This window comes from Micromonospora sp. CA-111912, from assembly GCF_050948415.1.
GTDB lineage: Bacteria > Actinomycetota > Actinomycetes > Mycobacteriales > Micromonosporaceae > Micromonospora.
Genome location: NZ_CP192007.1, coordinates 6453467 through 6470409, shown reverse-complemented (window position 1 = coordinate 6470409; position 16943 = coordinate 6453467). Strand labels below are relative to the sequence as shown.

Here is a 16943-nt window from a genome sequence, read left to right as displayed (position 1 = left end):
CGTTCCCCAGCAGGCGCTCCGGGCACCGCATGCGGTGCCCGGAGCGCCTGTCGTGCCGATCAGGCCTGGATGCCCACCTTGCGGCGGATCCGGCTGGCCCCGAGCAGGAGCGCACCGGCGGCCAGCAGGCCGCCACCCAGGGAGAGGACACCGGCGGAGCTGTCGCCGGTGACCGGCAGCTCCTGCTCGTCCTTGCCCTTGTCGCCCTTGTCGCCCTTGCCGTGCTCGTCGTCCTTGCCGTCCTTGCCGTGCTCGTGGTCCTTGCCGTGCTCGTCGTCCTTGCCGTCGTGCCGGTGGTCGTACTTGCCGTCCCGGATGCAGACGGTGACGGTCGCGGGATCGGAGACCACGGTCCTGCGGTAGAACTTGCCGGTGGCGCGGGCCGTGTTGACCACCTTTCCGGCCTTGACGTCGGCCGACGTCACCACATGCGGCTTGACGGCGTGGCAGTCGGTGCTCGTGCCCGGTGCCAGCGTGGCGCTGTTGCAGACCACCCGACCGGCGATCCGGTCGCGGACGGATACGTCGGTGATGGCGACCGTGCCGGTGTTGGTCACCCGGTAGGTGTAGAAGATCTTGTCGCCCTTGGCCGCGAAACCGTCGTTCTCACACTTCTTGCGGCAGTCCGACTCGACCCGGGCCTTCTTGTCGATCGACAGGCTGACCTGCTTCGGCGGGACCGGCTCGGTGGTAACGGTGAACGTCGCGTAGTCGGACAGCACCTTCTGCCTGTGGAACAACCCGGCAGCCTGGGCGGTGTTGACGATCTTGCCCTTGGTCACGTCAGTCTTCGTGACGGTGTACGTGCCGGTGCAGGTGGTGCTCGCCCCCGGCGGGAGCGACGTGGCCTGGCAGGTGATGCCGGTGACCGTATCGTCGGTGACGGTGATGTCGGTGACGGTGATCGGGTAGGTCGTGTGCGTGTTCTGGTTCGTCACCGTGTAGGTGTAGGTGACCTCGTCACCGGCCTGTACGCCGGTGGCCGGGGTGCCGGTCTTGGTCAGCCCCAGCTTCAGTTCCGCCGGTCGCCTCGCCCCACAGGTGTTGGCGAGCTCGAAGGAGCGTGCGCTTCCGGAGCCCAGCACCGCGCTGGCGCCGGTGAGCGTCCCGCCGGCCGGGAGCCGGATCCACGCCTTGCTGGTGCCCATGTCATTGACGATGGCGCTGTTGGGAGCGGTGGGGATCGTCCTCGTGACGGTGCCGCTCGGCGTGCTGAACGTCGCCGTGACCGACTGGAATGCGCCGCTGGTGTGCGGGTTGCCCGGCAGGTTGAAAACCCACGCGTCCTCGTTCGGGAAGGGCCCACCGCCGAGCTTGGGGTCGCAGTTCTGGGCGAACTGGGCTGCCGTAGTCGGCACGTTGCCCGGGTCGATGCTGATCGGCGGTGCCGCAACGGCCGGCGAACCCGCCGCGAGCATCAGGCCGCCGGCCAGCATCGTGAAGGCGGCCAGTCGTACGCGGATGCCGGCCCGTATGCGCGGCGAAGAGGTCTTGCTCATGTGTTCCCCCGTGTCGTGGACTGTTGACAAGGGGGGCAACGAGTAGTAAAAGATGCGCGTCACGCAGGGGAAGGTGAAATCCCCCGCTAGATGGAAAAAGGTGACCTTCTGCCACCAAATCGCCTCGGCTGCCCCATCCAGGTGTCAAGGACGGCTGTCCACGGCGTGAGTTTCGTGCGCGGCGAGCCTGTCGGCACCGGACCAAAGGCCCCCGAGGCCCCGACCGGCGACACGGGCTACAGCCTCCGTCCCGACCCGTGTCGATTTGGCTCAGAAGCTGGATCGGCGGGAATGCGGTACTCGCTAGCAGAGCCTTCGGTGAGTGCCGGGCGCGCAGTTGCCGCCGCGTACCGAGGGCGGCGGCCGGCCCCCCAGGACGGCGGCCGGTCGCCACCGCGTCAGCGGTAGTTGGTGAACTGAAGGGCGACGCCGAATTCATCACCCTTGAGCAGGGCGATGATGGCCTGGAGGTCGTCCTTCTTCTTGCCGGTGACCCGGAGCTGGTCGCCCTGGATCTGCGCCTGGATGCCCTTGGGGCCCTCGTCCCGGATCTTCTTGCTGATCACCTTGGCCTTGTCCGAGTCGATGCCCTGGATCACCTTGGCGTCGATCTTGAAGATCTTGCCGGAGGGACGCGGATCGCCGGCGTCGAGGGACTTCAGCGAGATGTTCCGCTTGACCAGCTTCTCCTTGAAGACGTCCAGGGCCGCCCGGACCCGCTCCTCGGTCTCCGCCTGGAGGCTGATCGCCTCCTCGCCCGACCAGGAGATCTCCGCGCCGGTGCCCCGGAAGTCAAACCGCGTCGCGAGCTCCTTCTCCGTCTGGCGGAGCGCGTTGTCGACCTCCTGCCGGTCGACCTTGCTCACGATGTCGAACGACGGATTCGCTGCCATGCTCATGCTCCTGCTGTCCGGGCGGTCAGTGCTCGTACGCGTCGCCCGCCGACCAGCGGCACGACCCCCTGACGGTACCCGGTTGCGCCGGACCCGGGAGTAACCGCTATCCTTGGCTCCGCTGCCGCGCACGGCGCGGTGGCGACGCCCTGGCGGGTTGCCCGAGCGGCCAATGGGAGCGGACTGTAAATCCGTCGCGAAAGCTTCGAAGGTTCGAATCCTTCACCCGCCACCAGGTGCGGTTACAGCCCCTGACCAGCAGAGATGCTGATCGGGGGTTGTTTTCGTTTGTCCGGCCGAGTCCGGCTCGGTCCAGCCGATCACGACTGGTTGTGGGCAGATGGTGGGCAGGTCGATCTTGTCGCTGAGCCTTCTTGGGCTGGGACTGGTGGGAGCGGCGGGGTCGACTCAGCCGGGCGGGCTGTGGGCGGCTGAGGGGACGCGTCGGGTGTGACTTGGCTGCGATGGGCGGGCCGGTGGCAAGTCAGTCCCGGGGTTGGACTGGCGCGGCAGTCGGAAGCCCTGAGGCGCGATCTGGTCGACTTGTTCGGCTTCCGTACCGCCTGGTGGTCGTCGAGGCGTCTGAGTTGCCGTAGGGGCGGCGGCCGGCGGGTGTCGGTGGCTCACCGCCCCGGCGCCGGAGGCGGCCGGGGCGGATTGCCGCCGGCCGGCTTCCCGCCCGCGCCGCGCGGAGCGCGGCGCCTTGATCCAGAACAGAGTAAGTCGGCAGTCGTCGTCGTCGAATGTGGCTCTGCGGCATCGGGGATCTCGCATATAGCCTGTAAGACGTACCTATTGCTGCGGATCCGGTGCTCTTACTGGCGGACGGGTTCACCACTTGTGCGGGGCTGCTGGTCAAGCTCAGTTGACGCTAGTCCAGCTTCGTCGCCTGGTTGTCGAGTTCTACCGCTTAGGGCCTTGGTCAACCGTACTCCTGATTGGTATCGTCACCGCTCGGCCATCGGTCAGTCCTAGTCGAGCAGCCGCCGTCTGTCCACTGTGCAAAAGTCGATGTTTGCCGATACTATCGGCGAAACGCTGACGAGGAGCAACCGGTGGCCCACAAGTATCTGTATTTGCGTCCATCGCAGGTCATTCTTGACCGGGAGAACCCCCGGCTCCCAGACGGCACGACCAGCGATCGGGAGGCGATCAACCTTCTCCTCGACGACGACGCAGAAGATCTGGTTGCTCTGGCGCGCGACATGGCCCGGTCCGGTCAGACGAATCCGGCTGAACTGCCAATCGCCATCAAGATCGGCCCGAAGTACTTGGTCCTGGAGGGTAACCGGCGTTTCGCTGCGCTTAAACTAATGTCTGACCCGGTTTTAGCTGATGATGAAGCCCATCAGAAATCGTTTCGGCGAGCCGCAGCCTTGGGCATCCCTCCAAAAACCGTCTTCACCCTCGTTGCTTCTAGTCGAGAGGAAGCAGATTACTGGATTGTGCTACGGCATACGGGCGAGAATAACGGTCGAGGCGTAAAGCGTTGGAGCGCAGGCCAGTCTGCGAACCATCGCAGACGTAACAACAAGTCAGTCGACTCCGGGACTACTCGGGCGATGACTATTGCGGACGAGCTTCGAGAGGCGTACGCGGCAGACACGGATATGATCGAAATCATCGGCCAAGCTAGCCGCGATAAGCTGACCAACATTGGGCGTTTCTTCTCGCCCGATGTGCTAGATAGACTACATTTTGCGATACAGGCGGATGGCGGCGACGATCCACGCGGGCGGAGGCTCCTCGTGCATCACAGTCGTGAAGCGCTGCGCCCCTTTCTTTGGTGGGCGTTCTCCTTCATACTCGATAAATCAGTCGATGCCTATAAGAACAAGGAAATACGAGCAGCTGCTCTTAGGTCTGTCGGTGACCTTTTGCCGCGCGATTCTGACGCAGCCCCTCATCCTTTCAGACTCGCTGATCCGCCATCGGGAGACGGGGACCGAGGTTCAACGCATCAATCTCCTCCACAAGAGGCTGAGAGCGGCAACAGCGGCGCGGGTGGCGGCAACGCCAGCCATAGTGGCCCAGGCGGGGGCTGGGCCAGCGGCGATGCAGCAAGCGGCAGGGGAGACGAGGGCAACCCGCCTCAAAGCGCCAAGTCCTCTAGCACTGACGCCAGCCCGTCCAGTGCGCAGCCGAGAGGGAAGGCTGAGGCCAAGCCTGAAAAGTACTTACTTCAGGGATTAAAACTTCCCAATCATCCCTACCGGGTGCAGAAGCTCCTAAAGGAATGCCGGACGCTTGAAGTCGAGGAAGTTCCGGGCGTTGCCTGCATTATGATGCGAATACTTGTTGAGCTTTCAGTTTCCAACTCTGAGGCCCTTGCGTTATCAGGAGCACAAGAGCGCGAGAGTCTCAAAAAGAAGATTATGGCGATGCTTCGTTTCTTGGATCCCAAGATTGAGGATCACTTTAAGAGGGACAAGTCGCTAGAGCAGGCTTACCTAGATGCGTCTGGCCTTGGGATGGAGTATCTGAATGGATTCGTGCATAACCCGGATGTAAATCCGGATCCTCACTTGGCTCGCCGATATAGCGCGACTTTCCGTCCGTTCCTCGAACGCGTGGACGGTGCTTTGTGAAAACCGCTTTCATCTCTCCGCTTAGGTACCCGGGTGGGAAGGCCAAGTTAGGTCCCTTCTTCGCGAGAGTCCTTGCGAGCCAGCAGGGCTCGACAACTACTTACGCTGAGCCATATGCTGGCGGTGCTGGTGCTGGCCTCTTTCTTCTTTCTGAAGGCTACATCGATCGGCTTCTCATCAACGACTTAAACCCGGGGATAGCGGCGTTCTGGCGCGCAGTCCTCGGTCAAGCAGACGAGTTCGTCGACCGGATCATGATGGAAGAAGTTAGCCTCGAATCTTGGCATTTGCACCGGGCTACCTACCTTGACCCAACGGGAAAGGAAGATTTCGATCTCGGTTTCTCTACGTTCTTCCTAAATCGCTGCAATAGGTCGGGAATTCTTACGGCTCGACCTATTGGCGGCCTTTCTCAGGCCGGAAATTGGAAGATAGATGCGCGGTTCAACCGGGAGGGGCTGGCATCACGGATTCGCCACATTCAGAAGTTGGCAAAACGAATAGCTGTCACGCAGAAGCCCGCCCTCGAATTTATTTCGGCCGTCTCGCGTCGCTCTAAGTCGACGCTCCTGTACGTCGATCCGCCATATCTTGTGAAAGGCGAGGAGCTCTACATGAGCGCTCACTCGTGGGAGGATCACAAGAAGCTGGCGGTAGCGCTTGCGCGGATTCGGCATCCCTGGATTTTGACCTACGATGTTGACGAGCGTGTACGAAATCTTTACCCGTCGCATAGGTGCCTCAGGTATAGCATCTCGCACACCGCTCAGACCCAGAAGGTTGGCCGCGAGTTTATGCTGTTTAGCGAAAACCTTAAAGTGGAGGACCTGGCGGTGTCATCGAATCGCGAAGGGGCATGGGTCTCGTGAGGGGCTTGTTCTGACAAGATCATTAGGGGCGCTGCCTGGGCTTCTTTGCTTTCGCTGATAAGTGCTCGGCGGCCTCTGCGCTTTCGCCTAGCAGCTATAGATGCGTTTCACGTTTCGGTGGTAGGTCAGGCTCGACGAGCCGATATGATCGGATGACTTCCTCTGTCTGGCCGCCTTTCCGTTTGATGCGCTCACGTTCAACCAGTAGGGTGCCGATCTCTATGGAGAAGGCAGCCGCTAACGAAGCATCGGCGCGAATTCGTCGGTGCTTCTCGTTAAGTTCGTCCCGTTCGCTTGCCGCCGTTCTGACGAATGTTCCCCTTCCGGGCGCTGTGGCTACTAGTCCGTCCTCTCTCAGCGCTGCGAGCGCTTGACGGACCGTGCCTCGACTTGCCTTGAACTCGGCCATAAGGGCGCCCTCGGTCGGCAGGAGCGCTCCGATGGAAATCGCGCCTTCTTCGATCCGGCTTCTCAACTCGCCAGCAATCGTGCGGTAGCGGGGCTGTCCGTAGTGCGGGGTGGGCACCCGCTCACCGTACCTGGCACTTGTCTTACCAAGTGCCAACCAAGCGGCCCGTTTCGACGTATGGACAACTCATCTGGTTGTAGGTACGTTTCCTTGTGTGCGGCCAGGGTGACGGCTCGTGTCAGGGGTGGTCTCGGGCTGGCCCTGGTCGCACCTGATGCGCGGCGTCCTGTCGGACCGGTTGCGGTAGCCGCGCGTACAAGTTGGCTCGGCGATACCCGACGCGTCTGCGTCGGACGGTGCGCCGCGCCTTCATCTGGGCCGGTGGCCGGCCGCCTCCCCCGTGACTGGCCACCGGCCCCCCTACCTGTGGAGGTGCGATGTCCGGCTCTCATCGTCGGCGCGGCTGGTTCTTGTCCTGGTGGCCTCGGAGACGCCCGTCGACTCACGTCGTCAGCAGCAACGCTCCGCCGAGTCCGCGCAGTGCTTCTGTCCTGCCCTCGCCGTGGTGGTCCGTGGGTCCGACGAGGGAGCTGCCCGTGCTGCGGTACGCGCCGCTGATGACGTTGGCGCAGGCTGAACGGGGCAACGGTGGACGGTGGCCGCAATGAGGCGCACGAGCAAGCCGGCCGAAGTCACGAGCCACCCTGACTGGTGCACCCCGGATCGCTGCGGCTACCTGGTGCCGCCAGTGATGGCGCACATGGCCCGCCGTCATCGCGGCCCGATGCACCGGGTCGGCGACAAACGGGCAGGCGGACTCGTCGTCACCTACCTGATCGGTGCTGATGCTCTGGGTCCGATGGTTGGGGTTCACGCGGCGTGCCGGGGCGGGAACGCGTGGGCGGAGCTGTCCTTGCCGCAGGCGACCGAACTGGTCGAGCAGCTTGGCGGGTTGTTGGCGCAAGTCGCCGGGGACCAGGGGGCCGACGATGAGTGAGAGTGAACCCATGACGGAGGGTCGGCCGCTGTCGTCGATCGCGTCGGCCATGTGCCCCGTATGGTGCCGGGGCTGCGGGCCGAACGACCCGATGCACCGAGGGCTCCTCGCCACCATCGGGCGGGAGCGGACCGGGTGGATCAGCGTGCAACTGCTCGTCGACCGGTTCGCGCGCCGGGACCTGGCCGTCAAGCTCGATGCGACCCGCTACGGCGCAAGCCAAGCCGTGCTCCTGTCGGCGGCGCAGGTCGATCGGCTCATCGAGGAGTTGACGCACGCGCGGCAGGTGATGCGGGCGCCGGCCAGTCGGCGCGGACAGGCGGGGGAGACGCGGTGAACGCGAGCAGCCGTCGGGGCGTAGCGGCCCCTCGTACTCCTGGCCCGCGCCGTGCGCAGTCACCGCGAGCGGCCGTGACGGTTCCTCCGGTTCCTGAGCGGCCGGCCGGGGGGACCGCCTGGCAGACGTTGGAACGTCTAGGCGGTACGGTGGCCGGTGTGCATGGCCGGGACTGGCGCCCTCGCTACCTGCAACTCGCCGAAGAGTTGCGGGTGAAGATCATGGGCGGGGAGATGGCGCCCGGCACCCTGATGCCGAGCGAGACCGAGTTGGCCGAGTCGTCCGGCCTGTCCCGCACGAGCGTGCGTAACGCCATCCGGCAGCTGCGGGAATGGGGCCTGGTCCGGGCCGAGCAGGGGCGCGGCACCTACGTGCGCGCACCCCGCCAACGGGTACGCCGCCGCAACACCGAGCGGTACCAGTGGGAGAAGGATCGGGTCCTGCTCGACGAGGGCGAGCGGTTGAAGACCGGCGCCACCGAACACGACACCGGCCTGACCGTCGACGACCTCAAGTTCCACGCCGAGTACACCCGCGTGGAGGCGGACGCGGAGATGTCGGCGGCCCTACAGGTCGAGCCGGGCACGCAGCTGCTGCGCCGGGTCTACTGGACGTCCTCCCGGCACGAGAACGCGCCGCTGACCGTGTCGTACTCGTACCTGCCGTACGACCTGGTCGCCGCGAACCCGGACCTGCTCGACGAGGCGAAGGAACCGTGGCCGGGCGGGACGCAACACCAGCTCTACACGCTCGGCATCGAGCTGGACCGGATCGACGACGAGATCCGCGCGCGTCCGCCATCGCCCGATGAGGCCGAGTTGCTGGACATCGACCCAGGCGTCTCCGTGCTCACCGTGCGGAAGACCTCGGTCGACACCACTGGCCGGGTCGTCGAGGTCGCCGACGTGGTGATGCCGGGTGACCGCACCGAGCTTGTCTACTCCCACAAACTCCAGCGGTGGAAAACTTGACGCAGCTCGTCTCGGTCATCACCCCGGTCCACGCGCCCAGCATCGAGTACCTCGCTGGCGCGTACGCGTCCCTGGTCAAGCAGGAAATGCCCGCCGGGTGGGACTGGCAATGGCTCGTCCAGGAGGACGGGCAGACCGGCGCCCTGGCCGACGCGCTGCCCCACGATCCCCGGATCAGTCTCGGCACCGGCCGCGCCGGTGGGCCTGGTGTCGCCCGCACCCTCGCCCTTTCCCGGGTGTCCGGGGAACTCATCAAGGTCCTGGACGCCGACGACCAGTTGACCCCCGGCGCGCTCGCCCGGGACATCACCGCGTTCGACGCGCACCCGCAGATAGGCTGGGCCACCTCGCGGGTACTCGACCTACTGCCTGACGGGTCCACCTCCGGCTGGGACAAGGACCCCGCTGGCGGGCTCATCGACCGCGGTGCCGTCCTGTCCTTCTGGCAGGCCAACGGCTACCGGGCGTCGGTACATCCGGCGACTCTGTGCCTGCGCCGGGATCTCGTCTTCGCGCTGGGCGGCTGGATGGCGCTGCCGGCCTCCGAGGACACCGGCCTTCTGCTCGCCGCGAACGCGGTCAACGAGGGCTACTTCACCCGAGAGTACGGCCTGCTCTACCGCAAGTGGCCCGGCCAGGTGACCAGCCAGGCCGCGCACCGAGAACCGGCCGAGTATCAGGCGCGGATGAGGATCATCGAGGCCAGAGCCCAGGCCCTGACCTCGATGGTTCCGAACGGCTTCGGCGGCGGCGCTACGGCGTAGCCTCGTGCCCCGGCATCCCGTGGGTACGCCGCCGCTCCTTCATCTCTGCCTCGTAGATGTGCCGTCGTCCGCCGGCCAGCTTCTCGCGCGCTTCCCGCTCGATCTCCTGGAACGCGGCGTAGTAGCCGTCGTCGAACTCCTCCATAATTTGGAACGTCCAGCGCCCAGGTAGCACGTTGCGCCCCAACAGATCGCGCTCGACCCGGTCGGCCACCTTGTCGTGCCCGGCCTCGCGAAGCAACTTCACCACCCGGTCAAGGGTCAGATCCGCGCCACCGACGAGCTGGTGCGCCGAGTACAGGTGTCCGCGTACGCGGTGGATCGTTTCTAGCGCCTTGCTGAGTTCGCCGAGGGCCTCAACTGTCTTGTCGTCGACGCTAACTGGGCGCGTGTGCCGACTGTCCGATGATCTTGCATTTTCGCTGCTCACGTGTATCTCGTACCCGCAGCAGGCCCTAGTCACACTGCCTTGCGTCTACCTGGCGGGGACTTCGCAACGGTTTGGAAGCCCCCGCCTTTCTGCTGCCTAATTCTGTCAGATGGGTAGGTGGTTCCGGAATGCAAGTAGTATAACTAAAATGGCTATTAAGCCATTCGAGGTTATCTTGACTTTGAACTTCGGTTCGCACTCGAACAAGCGATCCCCTTGCCTCGATGGATTGTGGCCGCATCCGCCGGCCTTGATGTGGGAACCATAGACGGTTAAGCGCTTTTGTGTCAAACGTCGGGATTAATTTAGTTTAGAAAACTTTTCCCCATCGGAATCACTCGGGATTAATTAATTTACGTCAATTCTTGGTGCCTTGGCTTCCTGGTTCTCGGGCCGCTCGCGACGGGGTTGCGGGGCGAAGTGGGCTGCGACTTGTTGACTTGTCTGCCAAGTGCCGTCTACCTTGGGGTCTCAACTTGGCAGACATGCCAACAACCTGGAGGTTGAGCAATGGCTCTGCGTGGCGGTACGAGGTTCGCCGTGCGTTGTGAGGACGTGTTCCCGGCGGGGTGCGCCCTGGTCCCCGAGTCCCTGGGTGAGGTCGAGGACTACGACGAAAAGACGGGCCGGCGTAGCCCGGCGAAGGACAAGCTGACCGGCCAGCGGGTGTGGCAGGTCCGCGTGATGGACCTGGACCCCGAGCTGGGGAAGCGATCGCGGGAGACGACGGTGAAGATCTCGGCTGACTACCAGCCGGTCCCGCCGACGGGCGCCCCGTTCGAGGGCGTCGAGTTCGAGGGCATGACGGTCACCCCGTACGTGTCGAACAACAACCGCATGGCGTACTCGCTGCGGGCGACCGGGATGCGTGCCCCGGCGGGCGTGGCAAACAAGGCGGCGGCGTAGCCGCATCAGGTGGGGGCGGGGCTGTCAGGTCTTGGCGGACGGCAGCCCCGCCCTCTGTCTCTTCCCCCTGCTCTGTCGAGAGAGGTAGTGACGTGTCCAAGCGTAGGCGTTCGGCTGCCCCGGCTCAGCCTCGGTGCGGCGTGTGTCAGTCCCGGTTCGACCCGGCCACCGGCGTCGACGGCCGGTGTGGCGGCTGTGTCGGGCAGCTCGTCCTTCCGTTTCCCCCGGTCCGCGACGCGTCGGGCCGGTTCGTGTCGCTGGGGGGTGCGCGATGATGCGCCGGCCTCGCGGCGAGGTGATCATGACGACCGCCGGGGATCTGATGGTGATCCGGCCGAAGCGGTTCGCGCTGCCGATGTGGGCGGTCGTGCTCGGCCTGGTGCTGCGCTGGCTCGCCCGTGGCTGCTGGTGGTGCCTGCGCCATCCGATCACCGTCGCCCTGGCCGTGCTCGCCGTCGTCCTCTACGCCGACCACGGCTGGCCGGGCCTGGTCGTGCCGCTGGTCCTGACCTCGGCGGTGTCGGCCGTGTGGCGGTGGCGCGATGAAACGTCATGGTGGCGGTGGTGCGCCGGGCCGCTGCTCGGCCGGTTCCGTCAGGTCTTCGTGTACCGCCGGGCGTGGCACGAGGCCATGACCCTGTGCGGCCTGGCCGAGACGTACGACCATCGGGGCGTCCTGCCCGAGCTGCTGCGGGTGCGCTCGGATCAGGCACTCGACGTGCTGACCGTCCGCATGGTCCGGGGGCAGACCCCGGCCGACTTCCAAAGAGTGACGGCGAACCTCGCGTACGCCTTCGGCCGGCGGCACGCCCGCGTCTACTCCGAGCGGCCCGACGACCCGCCGACCCGTACCGGCTACTGGGCGTTGCTGCTGGGGCTGGTGGACCGGATCCGATTCCGCGACCGGCCGACCGTCGTCTACCTGGTGCTCGTCCGCACCGACGCCCTGCGGCCGGTCGTGGCACCGTTCGACGCCCCAACCGTCCCCGACCTCACCGCCCTGCCCCTGGCCCGGCGGGAAGACCTGGGCACCTGGTCCCTGCACCTGCTCGCCACGCACGTCCTCATCGGCGGGGCCACCCGCTCCGGCAAGGGCTCGGTGCTCTGGTCCCTGGTTCGTTCGCTGGCCGGCGGCGTCACTTCCGGTCTGGTCCGGCTCTGGGTGATCGACCCCAAGGGCGGGATGGAGTTCGCCATGGGCCGGCCGCTGTTCGCCCGGTTCGCCTGCAAGTCGTTCGAGGCCATGGCCGACCTCCTCGACGAGGCCGTGACGGTCATGCGGGAACGTCAGGCACGGCTCGCCGGAACCGTCCGGGTGCACACCCCGACCGAGGCTGACCCCCTGGTCGTGGTCGTCATCGACGAGATGGCCGCGCTCACCGCGTACCTGCAAGACGTCGACCTGCGCAAGCGCATCGCCGGCTCGCTCGGGCTGCTGCTGTCGCAGGGTACCGGTGTCGGCGTCCTGGTGGTGGCCGCGTTGCAGGACCCGCGCAAGGAGGTGTTGCCGTTCCGGGACCTGTTCCCGACCCGCATCGCGCTCGGGCTGACCGAGGCGTCGCAGGTCGACTTGGTGCTTGGCGACGGCGCCCGCAACCGGGGTGCCCTGGCCGACCAGATGCCCCGATGGGCCAAGGGCGTCGGCTACGTGATCCTCGACGGCACCCCGGAACCCCTGCGGGTCCGCTTCTCGTACGTCACCGACGACCACATCCGCGACCTCGCCCGCCAGTACCCGGCCCCGGCCGACGCGGCGGACATCCTCGCCCAGGTCGGCCGCGAGTCGACCCCCGAACCGGTTCGCCGGCCACTGCCCCGGCCGCGTCGCGGGCCACTGCTGCCTGACGCGCTTCGCGACATCCTCGACGCCGACGGGGGCGAGCCGCGGTGACCACCTCGACCTTCTACCGGCTCCGCGCCCCCGCCGCCGACGGAGCGAGCAGTACGGCTGTCTCAGTGCGCGTCGACCCCGACCGGCCGGACCCGTACCCGGTCTATCTCGCGGTCGGCGGTGGCCGGCGCCGCATGTCCCTGACCCCCGACGAGGCGTGGGCGCTGTGGCGCTGCCTCTCCGAAGCCGTCGCCGCGCTCGGCACCCCTCCCGACTACATCCGCACCGACATCCGACCGGCCCGGAGGTAACCGCCATGAACCCCCTCACCCGCCTCATCAACCGGCTCCGGCGTCCGCTGCGCATCCGGCTCGTCGGCCCGGCCGACCAGACCGCCGCCGCCCTGCACGGACTGGCGCACATGGTCAACCGCCGACCCGACATGAGCGACCGCCGCATCCGCATCGACCTGACCATCCGCGAGAAGCCGTTGCAGGAGTGGCGATGACCGAGCGCACCGAATCCGCCGTACGCCTGGTGATCCTGCTCGCCATCGGCACCATGGCCGGCGCCGCCGCCTTCACCCACGTCCACGACCTGTCCGTAGCCCACGGCCAACCGAACTGGATCGGCTGGGCCAACGCCGTTGCCGTCGAACTGATGGCGATCTACCTCGGCCTGGAACTGCGCGCTCGTCGGCGTGCTCGTCGCCCGGTCGGCCTGGTCGCCTCGCTGCTCGTCGCGTTCGCGCTGCTCTCCCTCGCCGCCCAGGTCGCCGAAGCCGAACCCTCGGTATGGGGCTGGACCGTGGCAGCCGTGCCCTCCCTGGCGTTCCTCGCCCTGGTCAAGGTCGTCCTGTCCAACACCCCGGCCACCCCGCCGGCTCCCGAACCAGACCAACCCCCGACCGACCGGCACGAGAGGCCCGAGCAGGTCACCATCGACCCCGAGCGTCCGGCCGACCCCGCGCCGCCGGCTGTCCCGGCTCCGGCTGTCGTCTCCGCCCCGGCGGCGGTGCTGCCTCCGCGTGGCGTCATCCACTCGAACCGGCCGCACGTCGTCGGGATCATCCGATGACCGCACCGACCCTGCCCGGACTCGAACCCGCCCCGACCCCGGCTGCTGCACCTCGGCCGGGGTCGCGGGCGGCCCGCATGGCGCTGCCCCGTTCCGTCGACGTGCTCAAGCAGATTGCCACCGAGTACGGCGTCTGCGTCCGTCCCCTCGCGATGCGCCGCACCGACCTCGACACCGGCCTGACCGAGGTCATCGACCTACCCTGCGGGGCAACCCGCGAGGACAAGTGCGCCCCGTGCGCCAAGAAGAACCGCCGGCTGCGGCAGGCCCAGATCCGCGAAGGCTGGCACCGCGACGACGAACCACTACCCGGCCCCGAACCCGCCACCGAGACGCAGAAGTCGCTGATCCTGTTCCGCGCACACCTGGAGTTCTCCCGCGACGAAGCGGTACGCGCGAGCCAATGGAACCAGGTCGCCGACCTCGACGAGGCCATCCGCGAGGTAGAAGAAGCCATCGCCACCGAGGGTCTACGCGGACGCGTCGGACCACCCCACGCGGACGTCGACGAGGACCAGAGCGACGAGGACACCGGCCGCCGGCGCAAACGCTCCACCAAGCGCCGCCAGGACGCACCCGACCTGCCCCGGCGCAAGGTCGAGCGGCGCACCGTCGGCAAGACCTACACCGCCTCGGACGGCTCGACCTACCGGCCGTCGATGTGGCTCACGCTGACGCTCGACTCGTACGGCCCGGTCCGTCCCGACGGCACCCCGGTCAACCCCGACCGGTACGACTACCGCCGCGCCGCCTGGGACGCCATCCACTTCCCCCGACTGCTCGACCGGTTCTGGCAGAACCTCCGACGGTGCGAGGGCTGGAACGTCCAGTACGCCGGCTGCGTCGAGCCCCAACGCCGACTCGCCCCACACGCCCACTTCGCCATCCGGGGCACCATCCCCCGCGACACCCTGCGCACCGTGGCGGCGGCCACCTACCACCAGGTGTGGTGGCCGAGCGTCGACGTCCAGCGGTACACCGCCGACCGACCCCCGGTCTGGGACGTAGACGCCTCCGCGTGGGTCGACCCGGACACCCACCACCCGCTGACCACCTGGACGGAAGCCCTCGACGCCCTCGACGACAACCCGGACGCCGAACCGGTGCACGTCGCCCGCTTCGGCGCCCAGGTCGACGCCCGCGGCGTCATGCCCGGCACCACCGACGCCGAACGGACCATCCGGTACGTCACGAAGTACATCACCAAGCACACCGGCGACTGCCACAAGGCAACCACCGACCGGCAACGCAAGCACCTCGACCGGCTCTGGCGCCAACTGCGGGTCACCCCGTGCACCGACCGGTGCGCCAACTGGCTGCTCTACGGCGTCCAACCCCGCAAGGCCAACGCCAAGCTCAAGCCGGGCCGCTGCAAGGGCAAGGTCCACCAGCGCGACACCCTCGGCATCGGTGGCCGGCGCATCCTCGTCTCCCGCGACTGGTCCGGCAAGACCCTCGCCGACCACAAACACGACGCCCGCGCCTGGGTCCGGGCACTGCTCGGCACGACCACCGACGGCGCCCAACTCGTCGACGACCAGGCCGACACCGCCGAGCGGGTCCGGCACGCCTGGGAACTCGCCCGACCCGACGACCCCGACGTGGGACCCCTGTCGTACCGGCTCATGCGGTCGATCAGCGAACGCGCCCGCTGGCGGTCCGAACTGCTCGCCGCCAAGGACCGGGCCGCCCAGGGGCCGCCAGATCTTTCGGCAACTCAGCACAGCGCACAGCACCACGGGGAGGGATCACGTTGAACGAGGAGCTGTTGACCGTGCCGGAGGTGCTCGCCGAGCTGCGGGTGCCGCGCTCGACCTGGTTCTACTGGCGGCAGACCGGCAAGGGGCCACGGGTCATCAAGCTCCCGAACGGGCAACTGCGGGTCCGTCGGTCGGCGCTGGGCCGGTGGCTCGGTGAGCTGGAGCAGGACGCCGCGTGAAGAGCTACGAGGTTCAGATCTGGGAGATCGGCAAGCGCGCCGACCGGAAGGCTCGGCCCTGGCGGGTCCGCTGGGCGGTGAGCAGCCAGCGCTTCGAGGAGATGTTCCGTACCAAGGCGCTGGCGCACTCGTTCCGCGCCGAGCTGGTCCAGGCGGCCAACGCGGGGGAGCCCTTCGACCCGGCCACCGGCCGCCCGGTCTCCGAGGCCAGAACCAAGAACCCCACCACCTGGTACGCGCACAGCCGCGCGTACGTCGAGATGAAGTGGCCCCGGGCGGCGGCCAAGACCCGGCGGTCGATCGTCGAGGCGCTGACCTCTATCACGGTGACCCTGACCCGGCCAGCGAAGCGGGGCCGACCGGATACCGCCCTGCTCCGCGAAGCGCTGTACCTCTACGGCCTCAACCCGCGCCGCTGGTCCGACGAAATCCCGGCCGATCACGCGGCGGCGCTCGCCTGGCTGGAAACCGCGTCGCTGCCGGTCGTCGAGCTGGACTCGCCCGCGATGGTGCGCCGCGTCCTCGACAGCCTCTGCGTACGCCTCGACGGCAAGCCTGCGGCTGCCTCGACCGTCCAGCGGAAGCGGGCCACCTTGTACAACGCGCTCGGGTACGCCGTCGAGCTGGAGCTGATCGACTCCAACCCGGTCGACCGGGTCCAGTGGACCGCCCCCGAGGTCGCGCAGTCCATCGACCGGCGGGTGGTGGCGAACCCGGCCCAGGTCGCCACGCTGCTGGAGGCGGTGAAATCTCTCGGCAAACGGGCCGACAAGGTCACCGCGTTCTTCGGCTGTCTCTACTACGCGGGAATGCGCCCCTCCGAAGCGGCCGACCTGCGGCGCGATGACTGCGACCTGCCCGGCCACTGCCTCGACTGCGGCACCGACTTCGACGACCTGGCGGCGGTCAAGCCCTCCGCGTCCTGCGACCACGAGAAGATCGAATACCGCTGGGGCCGCCTGGTGCTCGCCGGTACTTCCCCGCGCGCCGGCTCACATTGGACCGACGACGGTGGATCGCACGAGCGGCGCGGCCTCAAGCACCGGGGCCGGCAGGAAACTCGGACGGTCCCGATCCCGCCCCGGCTCGTCGAGCTGCTGTGCGCGCACGTCGACAACCACGGGATCGGCCCGGACGGCCGGTTCTTCCGGGGCCTGCACGGCGGGCCGCTCTCCGAGTCGGTGTACGACCGGTGGTGGAAGCTCGCCCGCGAGAAGGCGCTGACCGAATCGCAGGTTGCCTCGCCGCTCGTCCGCCGGCCCTACGACCTGCGGCACGCGGCGGCCTCGCTCTGGCTGAATGCTGGCGTCCCGCCGACCGAGGTCGCCCGGCGCCTGGGCCACGGCGTCGCCGTCCTGCTCCGCGTATACGCCAACTGCATCGACGGGGGAGACGACACCATGAACGACAAGATCGGCGACGCCCTCGGATGA

At 67.2% G+C, this 16943-nt stretch carries 19 protein-coding genes and 1 tRNA gene; 15 read left to right on the top strand and 5 right to left on the bottom strand.

Annotation, left to right across the window (positions count from 1 at the left end; translation table 11 throughout):
* Positions 1-59 precede the first annotated feature (59 nt).
* Positions 60-1499 (bottom strand): DUF7507 domain-containing protein, encoded by a 1440-nt coding sequence (locus ACQPZO_RS27400; protein ID WP_433344768.1) that lies wholly within the window; start codon positions 1497-1499, stop codon positions 60-62.
* A gap of 398 nt (positions 1500-1897) precedes the next feature.
* Positions 1898-2392: a YajQ family cyclic di-GMP-binding protein gene (locus ACQPZO_RS27395; protein ID WP_433344767.1), complete on the bottom strand. Its 495-nt coding sequence runs from the start codon at positions 2390-2392 to the stop codon at positions 1898-1900.
* A 151-nt stretch (positions 2393-2543) separates the two neighbouring features.
* Here ACQPZO_RS27395 and ACQPZO_RS27390 point away from each other — a divergent pair.
* The 3 genes from ACQPZO_RS27390 to ACQPZO_RS27380 all read left to right on the top strand — a co-directional run bounded on the left by ACQPZO_RS27390 (position 2544) and on the right by ACQPZO_RS27380 (position 5849).
* A tRNA-Tyr gene (locus ACQPZO_RS27390) sits at positions 2544-2627 on the top strand.
* An 820-nt stretch (positions 2628-3447) separates the two neighbouring features.
* Complete coding sequence (locus ACQPZO_RS27385) at positions 3448-4980, top strand: hypothetical protein (protein ID WP_433344766.1); 1533 nt, start codon at positions 3448-3450, stop codon at positions 4978-4980.
* Positions 4977-5849, top strand: coding sequence for a DNA adenine methylase (locus ACQPZO_RS27380; RefSeq protein WP_433344765.1), 873 nt, complete (start codon positions 4977-4979; stop codon positions 5847-5849). Before ACQPZO_RS27385 ends, ACQPZO_RS27380 begins: the two co-directional genes overlap by 4 nt.
* Before the next feature lie 94 nt (positions 5850-5943).
* Here the strand turns inward: ACQPZO_RS27380 and ACQPZO_RS27375 are convergent, their stop codons facing one another.
* Entirely contained in the window at positions 5944-6375 is a 432-nt protein-coding gene (locus ACQPZO_RS27375; protein ID WP_433344764.1) for a GntR family transcriptional regulator, read from the bottom strand.
* A 385-nt stretch (positions 6376-6760) separates the two neighbouring features.
* Positions 6761-6904, bottom strand: a complete 144-nt coding sequence (locus ACQPZO_RS27370; RefSeq protein ID WP_433344763.1) for a hypothetical protein — start codon at positions 6902-6904, stop codon at positions 6761-6763.
* 18 nt (positions 6905-6922) lie between these two features.
* Between ACQPZO_RS27370 and ACQPZO_RS27365 the strand changes: the two genes are divergently transcribed.
* The 4 genes from ACQPZO_RS27365 (at position 6923) to ACQPZO_RS27350 (ending at position 9327) form a co-directional block, all read left to right on the top strand.
* A complete protein-coding gene (locus ACQPZO_RS27365; RefSeq protein WP_433344762.1) occupies positions 6923-7255 on the top strand; it encodes a hypothetical protein in 333 nt (110 codons plus the stop codon).
* A gap of 10 nt (positions 7256-7265) precedes the next feature.
* Positions 7266-7592, top strand: a complete 327-nt coding sequence (locus tag ACQPZO_RS27360) for a precorrin-4 C11-methyltransferase (RefSeq protein ID WP_433344761.1) — start codon at positions 7266-7268, stop codon at positions 7590-7592.
* A 149-nt stretch (positions 7593-7741) separates the two neighbouring features.
* The gene (locus tag ACQPZO_RS27355; RefSeq protein ID WP_433344760.1) at positions 7742-8563 is read left to right on the top strand and encodes a GntR family transcriptional regulator; all 822 of its coding nucleotides are present in this window, start codon (positions 7742-7744) and stop codon (positions 8561-8563) included.
* Entirely contained in the window at positions 8551-9327 is a 777-nt protein-coding gene (locus ACQPZO_RS27350; RefSeq protein WP_433344759.1) for a glycosyltransferase family 2 protein, read from the top strand. Before ACQPZO_RS27355 ends, ACQPZO_RS27350 begins: the two co-directional genes overlap by 13 nt.
* Here the strand turns inward: ACQPZO_RS27350 and ACQPZO_RS27345 are convergent.
* Complete coding sequence (locus ACQPZO_RS27345; protein ID WP_433351289.1) at positions 9317-9763, bottom strand: hypothetical protein; 447 nt, start codon at positions 9761-9763, stop codon at positions 9317-9319. The genes ACQPZO_RS27350 and ACQPZO_RS27345 overlap by 11 nt on opposite strands.
* A 504-nt stretch (positions 9764-10267) precedes the next feature.
* On the opposite strand from ACQPZO_RS27345, the gene ACQPZO_RS27340 reads away from it, so the two are divergent.
* The 8 genes from ACQPZO_RS27340 (at position 10268) to ACQPZO_RS27305 (ending at position 16943) form a co-directional block, all read left to right on the top strand.
* Entirely contained in the window at positions 10268-10663 is a 396-nt protein-coding gene (locus ACQPZO_RS27340) for a transcriptional regulator (protein WP_433344758.1), read from the top strand.
* A 274-nt stretch (positions 10664-10937) separates the two neighbouring features.
* Positions 10938-12554, top strand: a complete 1617-nt coding sequence (locus ACQPZO_RS27335; protein WP_433344757.1) for an FtsK/SpoIIIE domain-containing protein — start codon at positions 10938-10940, stop codon at positions 12552-12554.
* Positions 12551-12805, top strand: a complete 255-nt coding sequence (locus ACQPZO_RS27330) for a hypothetical protein (protein ID WP_433344756.1) — start codon at positions 12551-12553, stop codon at positions 12803-12805. The genes ACQPZO_RS27335 and ACQPZO_RS27330 overlap by 4 nt, the downstream gene beginning before the upstream one ends.
* 5 nt (positions 12806-12810) lie before the next feature.
* Positions 12811-13002 carry a hypothetical protein gene (locus ACQPZO_RS27325; protein ID WP_433344755.1) on the top strand — a complete coding sequence of 64 codons (192 nt, stop codon included), beginning with the start codon at positions 12811-12813 and terminating at the stop codon, positions 13000-13002.
* The gene (locus ACQPZO_RS27320) at positions 12999-13571 is read left to right on the top strand and encodes a DUF2637 domain-containing protein (RefSeq protein ID WP_433344754.1); all 573 of its coding nucleotides are present in this window, start codon (positions 12999-13001) and stop codon (positions 13569-13571) included. The genes ACQPZO_RS27325 and ACQPZO_RS27320 overlap by 4 nt, the downstream gene beginning before the upstream one ends.
* Positions 13568-15328, top strand: coding sequence for a replication initiator (locus ACQPZO_RS27315; RefSeq protein WP_433344753.1), 1761 nt, complete (start codon positions 13568-13570; stop codon positions 15326-15328). The genes ACQPZO_RS27320 and ACQPZO_RS27315 overlap by 4 nt, the downstream gene beginning before the upstream one ends.
* Positions 15325-15510 carry a helix-turn-helix transcriptional regulator gene (locus ACQPZO_RS27310; RefSeq protein WP_018784531.1) on the top strand — a complete coding sequence of 62 codons (186 nt, stop codon included), beginning with the start codon at positions 15325-15327 and terminating at the stop codon, positions 15508-15510. The genes ACQPZO_RS27315 and ACQPZO_RS27310 overlap by 4 nt, the downstream gene beginning before the upstream one ends.
* Entirely contained in the window at positions 15507-16943 is a 1437-nt protein-coding gene (locus tag ACQPZO_RS27305) for a tyrosine-type recombinase/integrase (RefSeq protein ID WP_433344752.1), read from the top strand. The genes ACQPZO_RS27310 and ACQPZO_RS27305 overlap by 4 nt, the downstream gene beginning before the upstream one ends.

Bases quoted from the DNA above. Each gene is read 5' to 3' on its own strand.
- ACQPZO_RS27400 (WP_433344768.1), bottom strand. From the start codon at position 1,499: ATGAGCAAGACCTCTTCGCCGCGCATACGGGCCGGCATCCGCGTACGA.
- ACQPZO_RS27395 (WP_433344767.1), bottom strand. From the start codon at position 2,392: ATGGCAGCGAATCCGTCGTTCGACATCGTGAGCAAGGTCGACCGGCAG.
- ACQPZO_RS27365 (WP_433344762.1), top strand. From the start codon at position 6,923: ATGAGGCGCACGAGCAAGCCGGCCGAAGTCACGAGCCACCCTGACTGG.
- ACQPZO_RS27315 (WP_433344753.1), top strand. From the start codon at position 13,568: ATGACCGCACCGACCCTGCCCGGACTCGAACCCGCCCCGACCCCGGCT.
- ACQPZO_RS27335 (WP_433344757.1), top strand. From the start codon at position 10,938: ATGCGCCGGCCTCGCGGCGAGGTGATCATGACGACCGCCGGGGATCTG.
- ACQPZO_RS27340 (WP_433344758.1), top strand. From the start codon at position 10,268: ATGGCTCTGCGTGGCGGTACGAGGTTCGCCGTGCGTTGTGAGGACGTG.
- ACQPZO_RS27360 (WP_433344761.1), top strand. From the start codon at position 7,266: ATGACGGAGGGTCGGCCGCTGTCGTCGATCGCGTCGGCCATGTGCCCC.
- ACQPZO_RS27320 (WP_433344754.1), top strand. From the start codon at position 12,999: ATGACCGAGCGCACCGAATCCGCCGTACGCCTGGTGATCCTGCTCGCC.
- ACQPZO_RS27325 (WP_433344755.1), top strand. From the start codon at position 12,811: ATGAACCCCCTCACCCGCCTCATCAACCGGCTCCGGCGTCCGCTGCGC.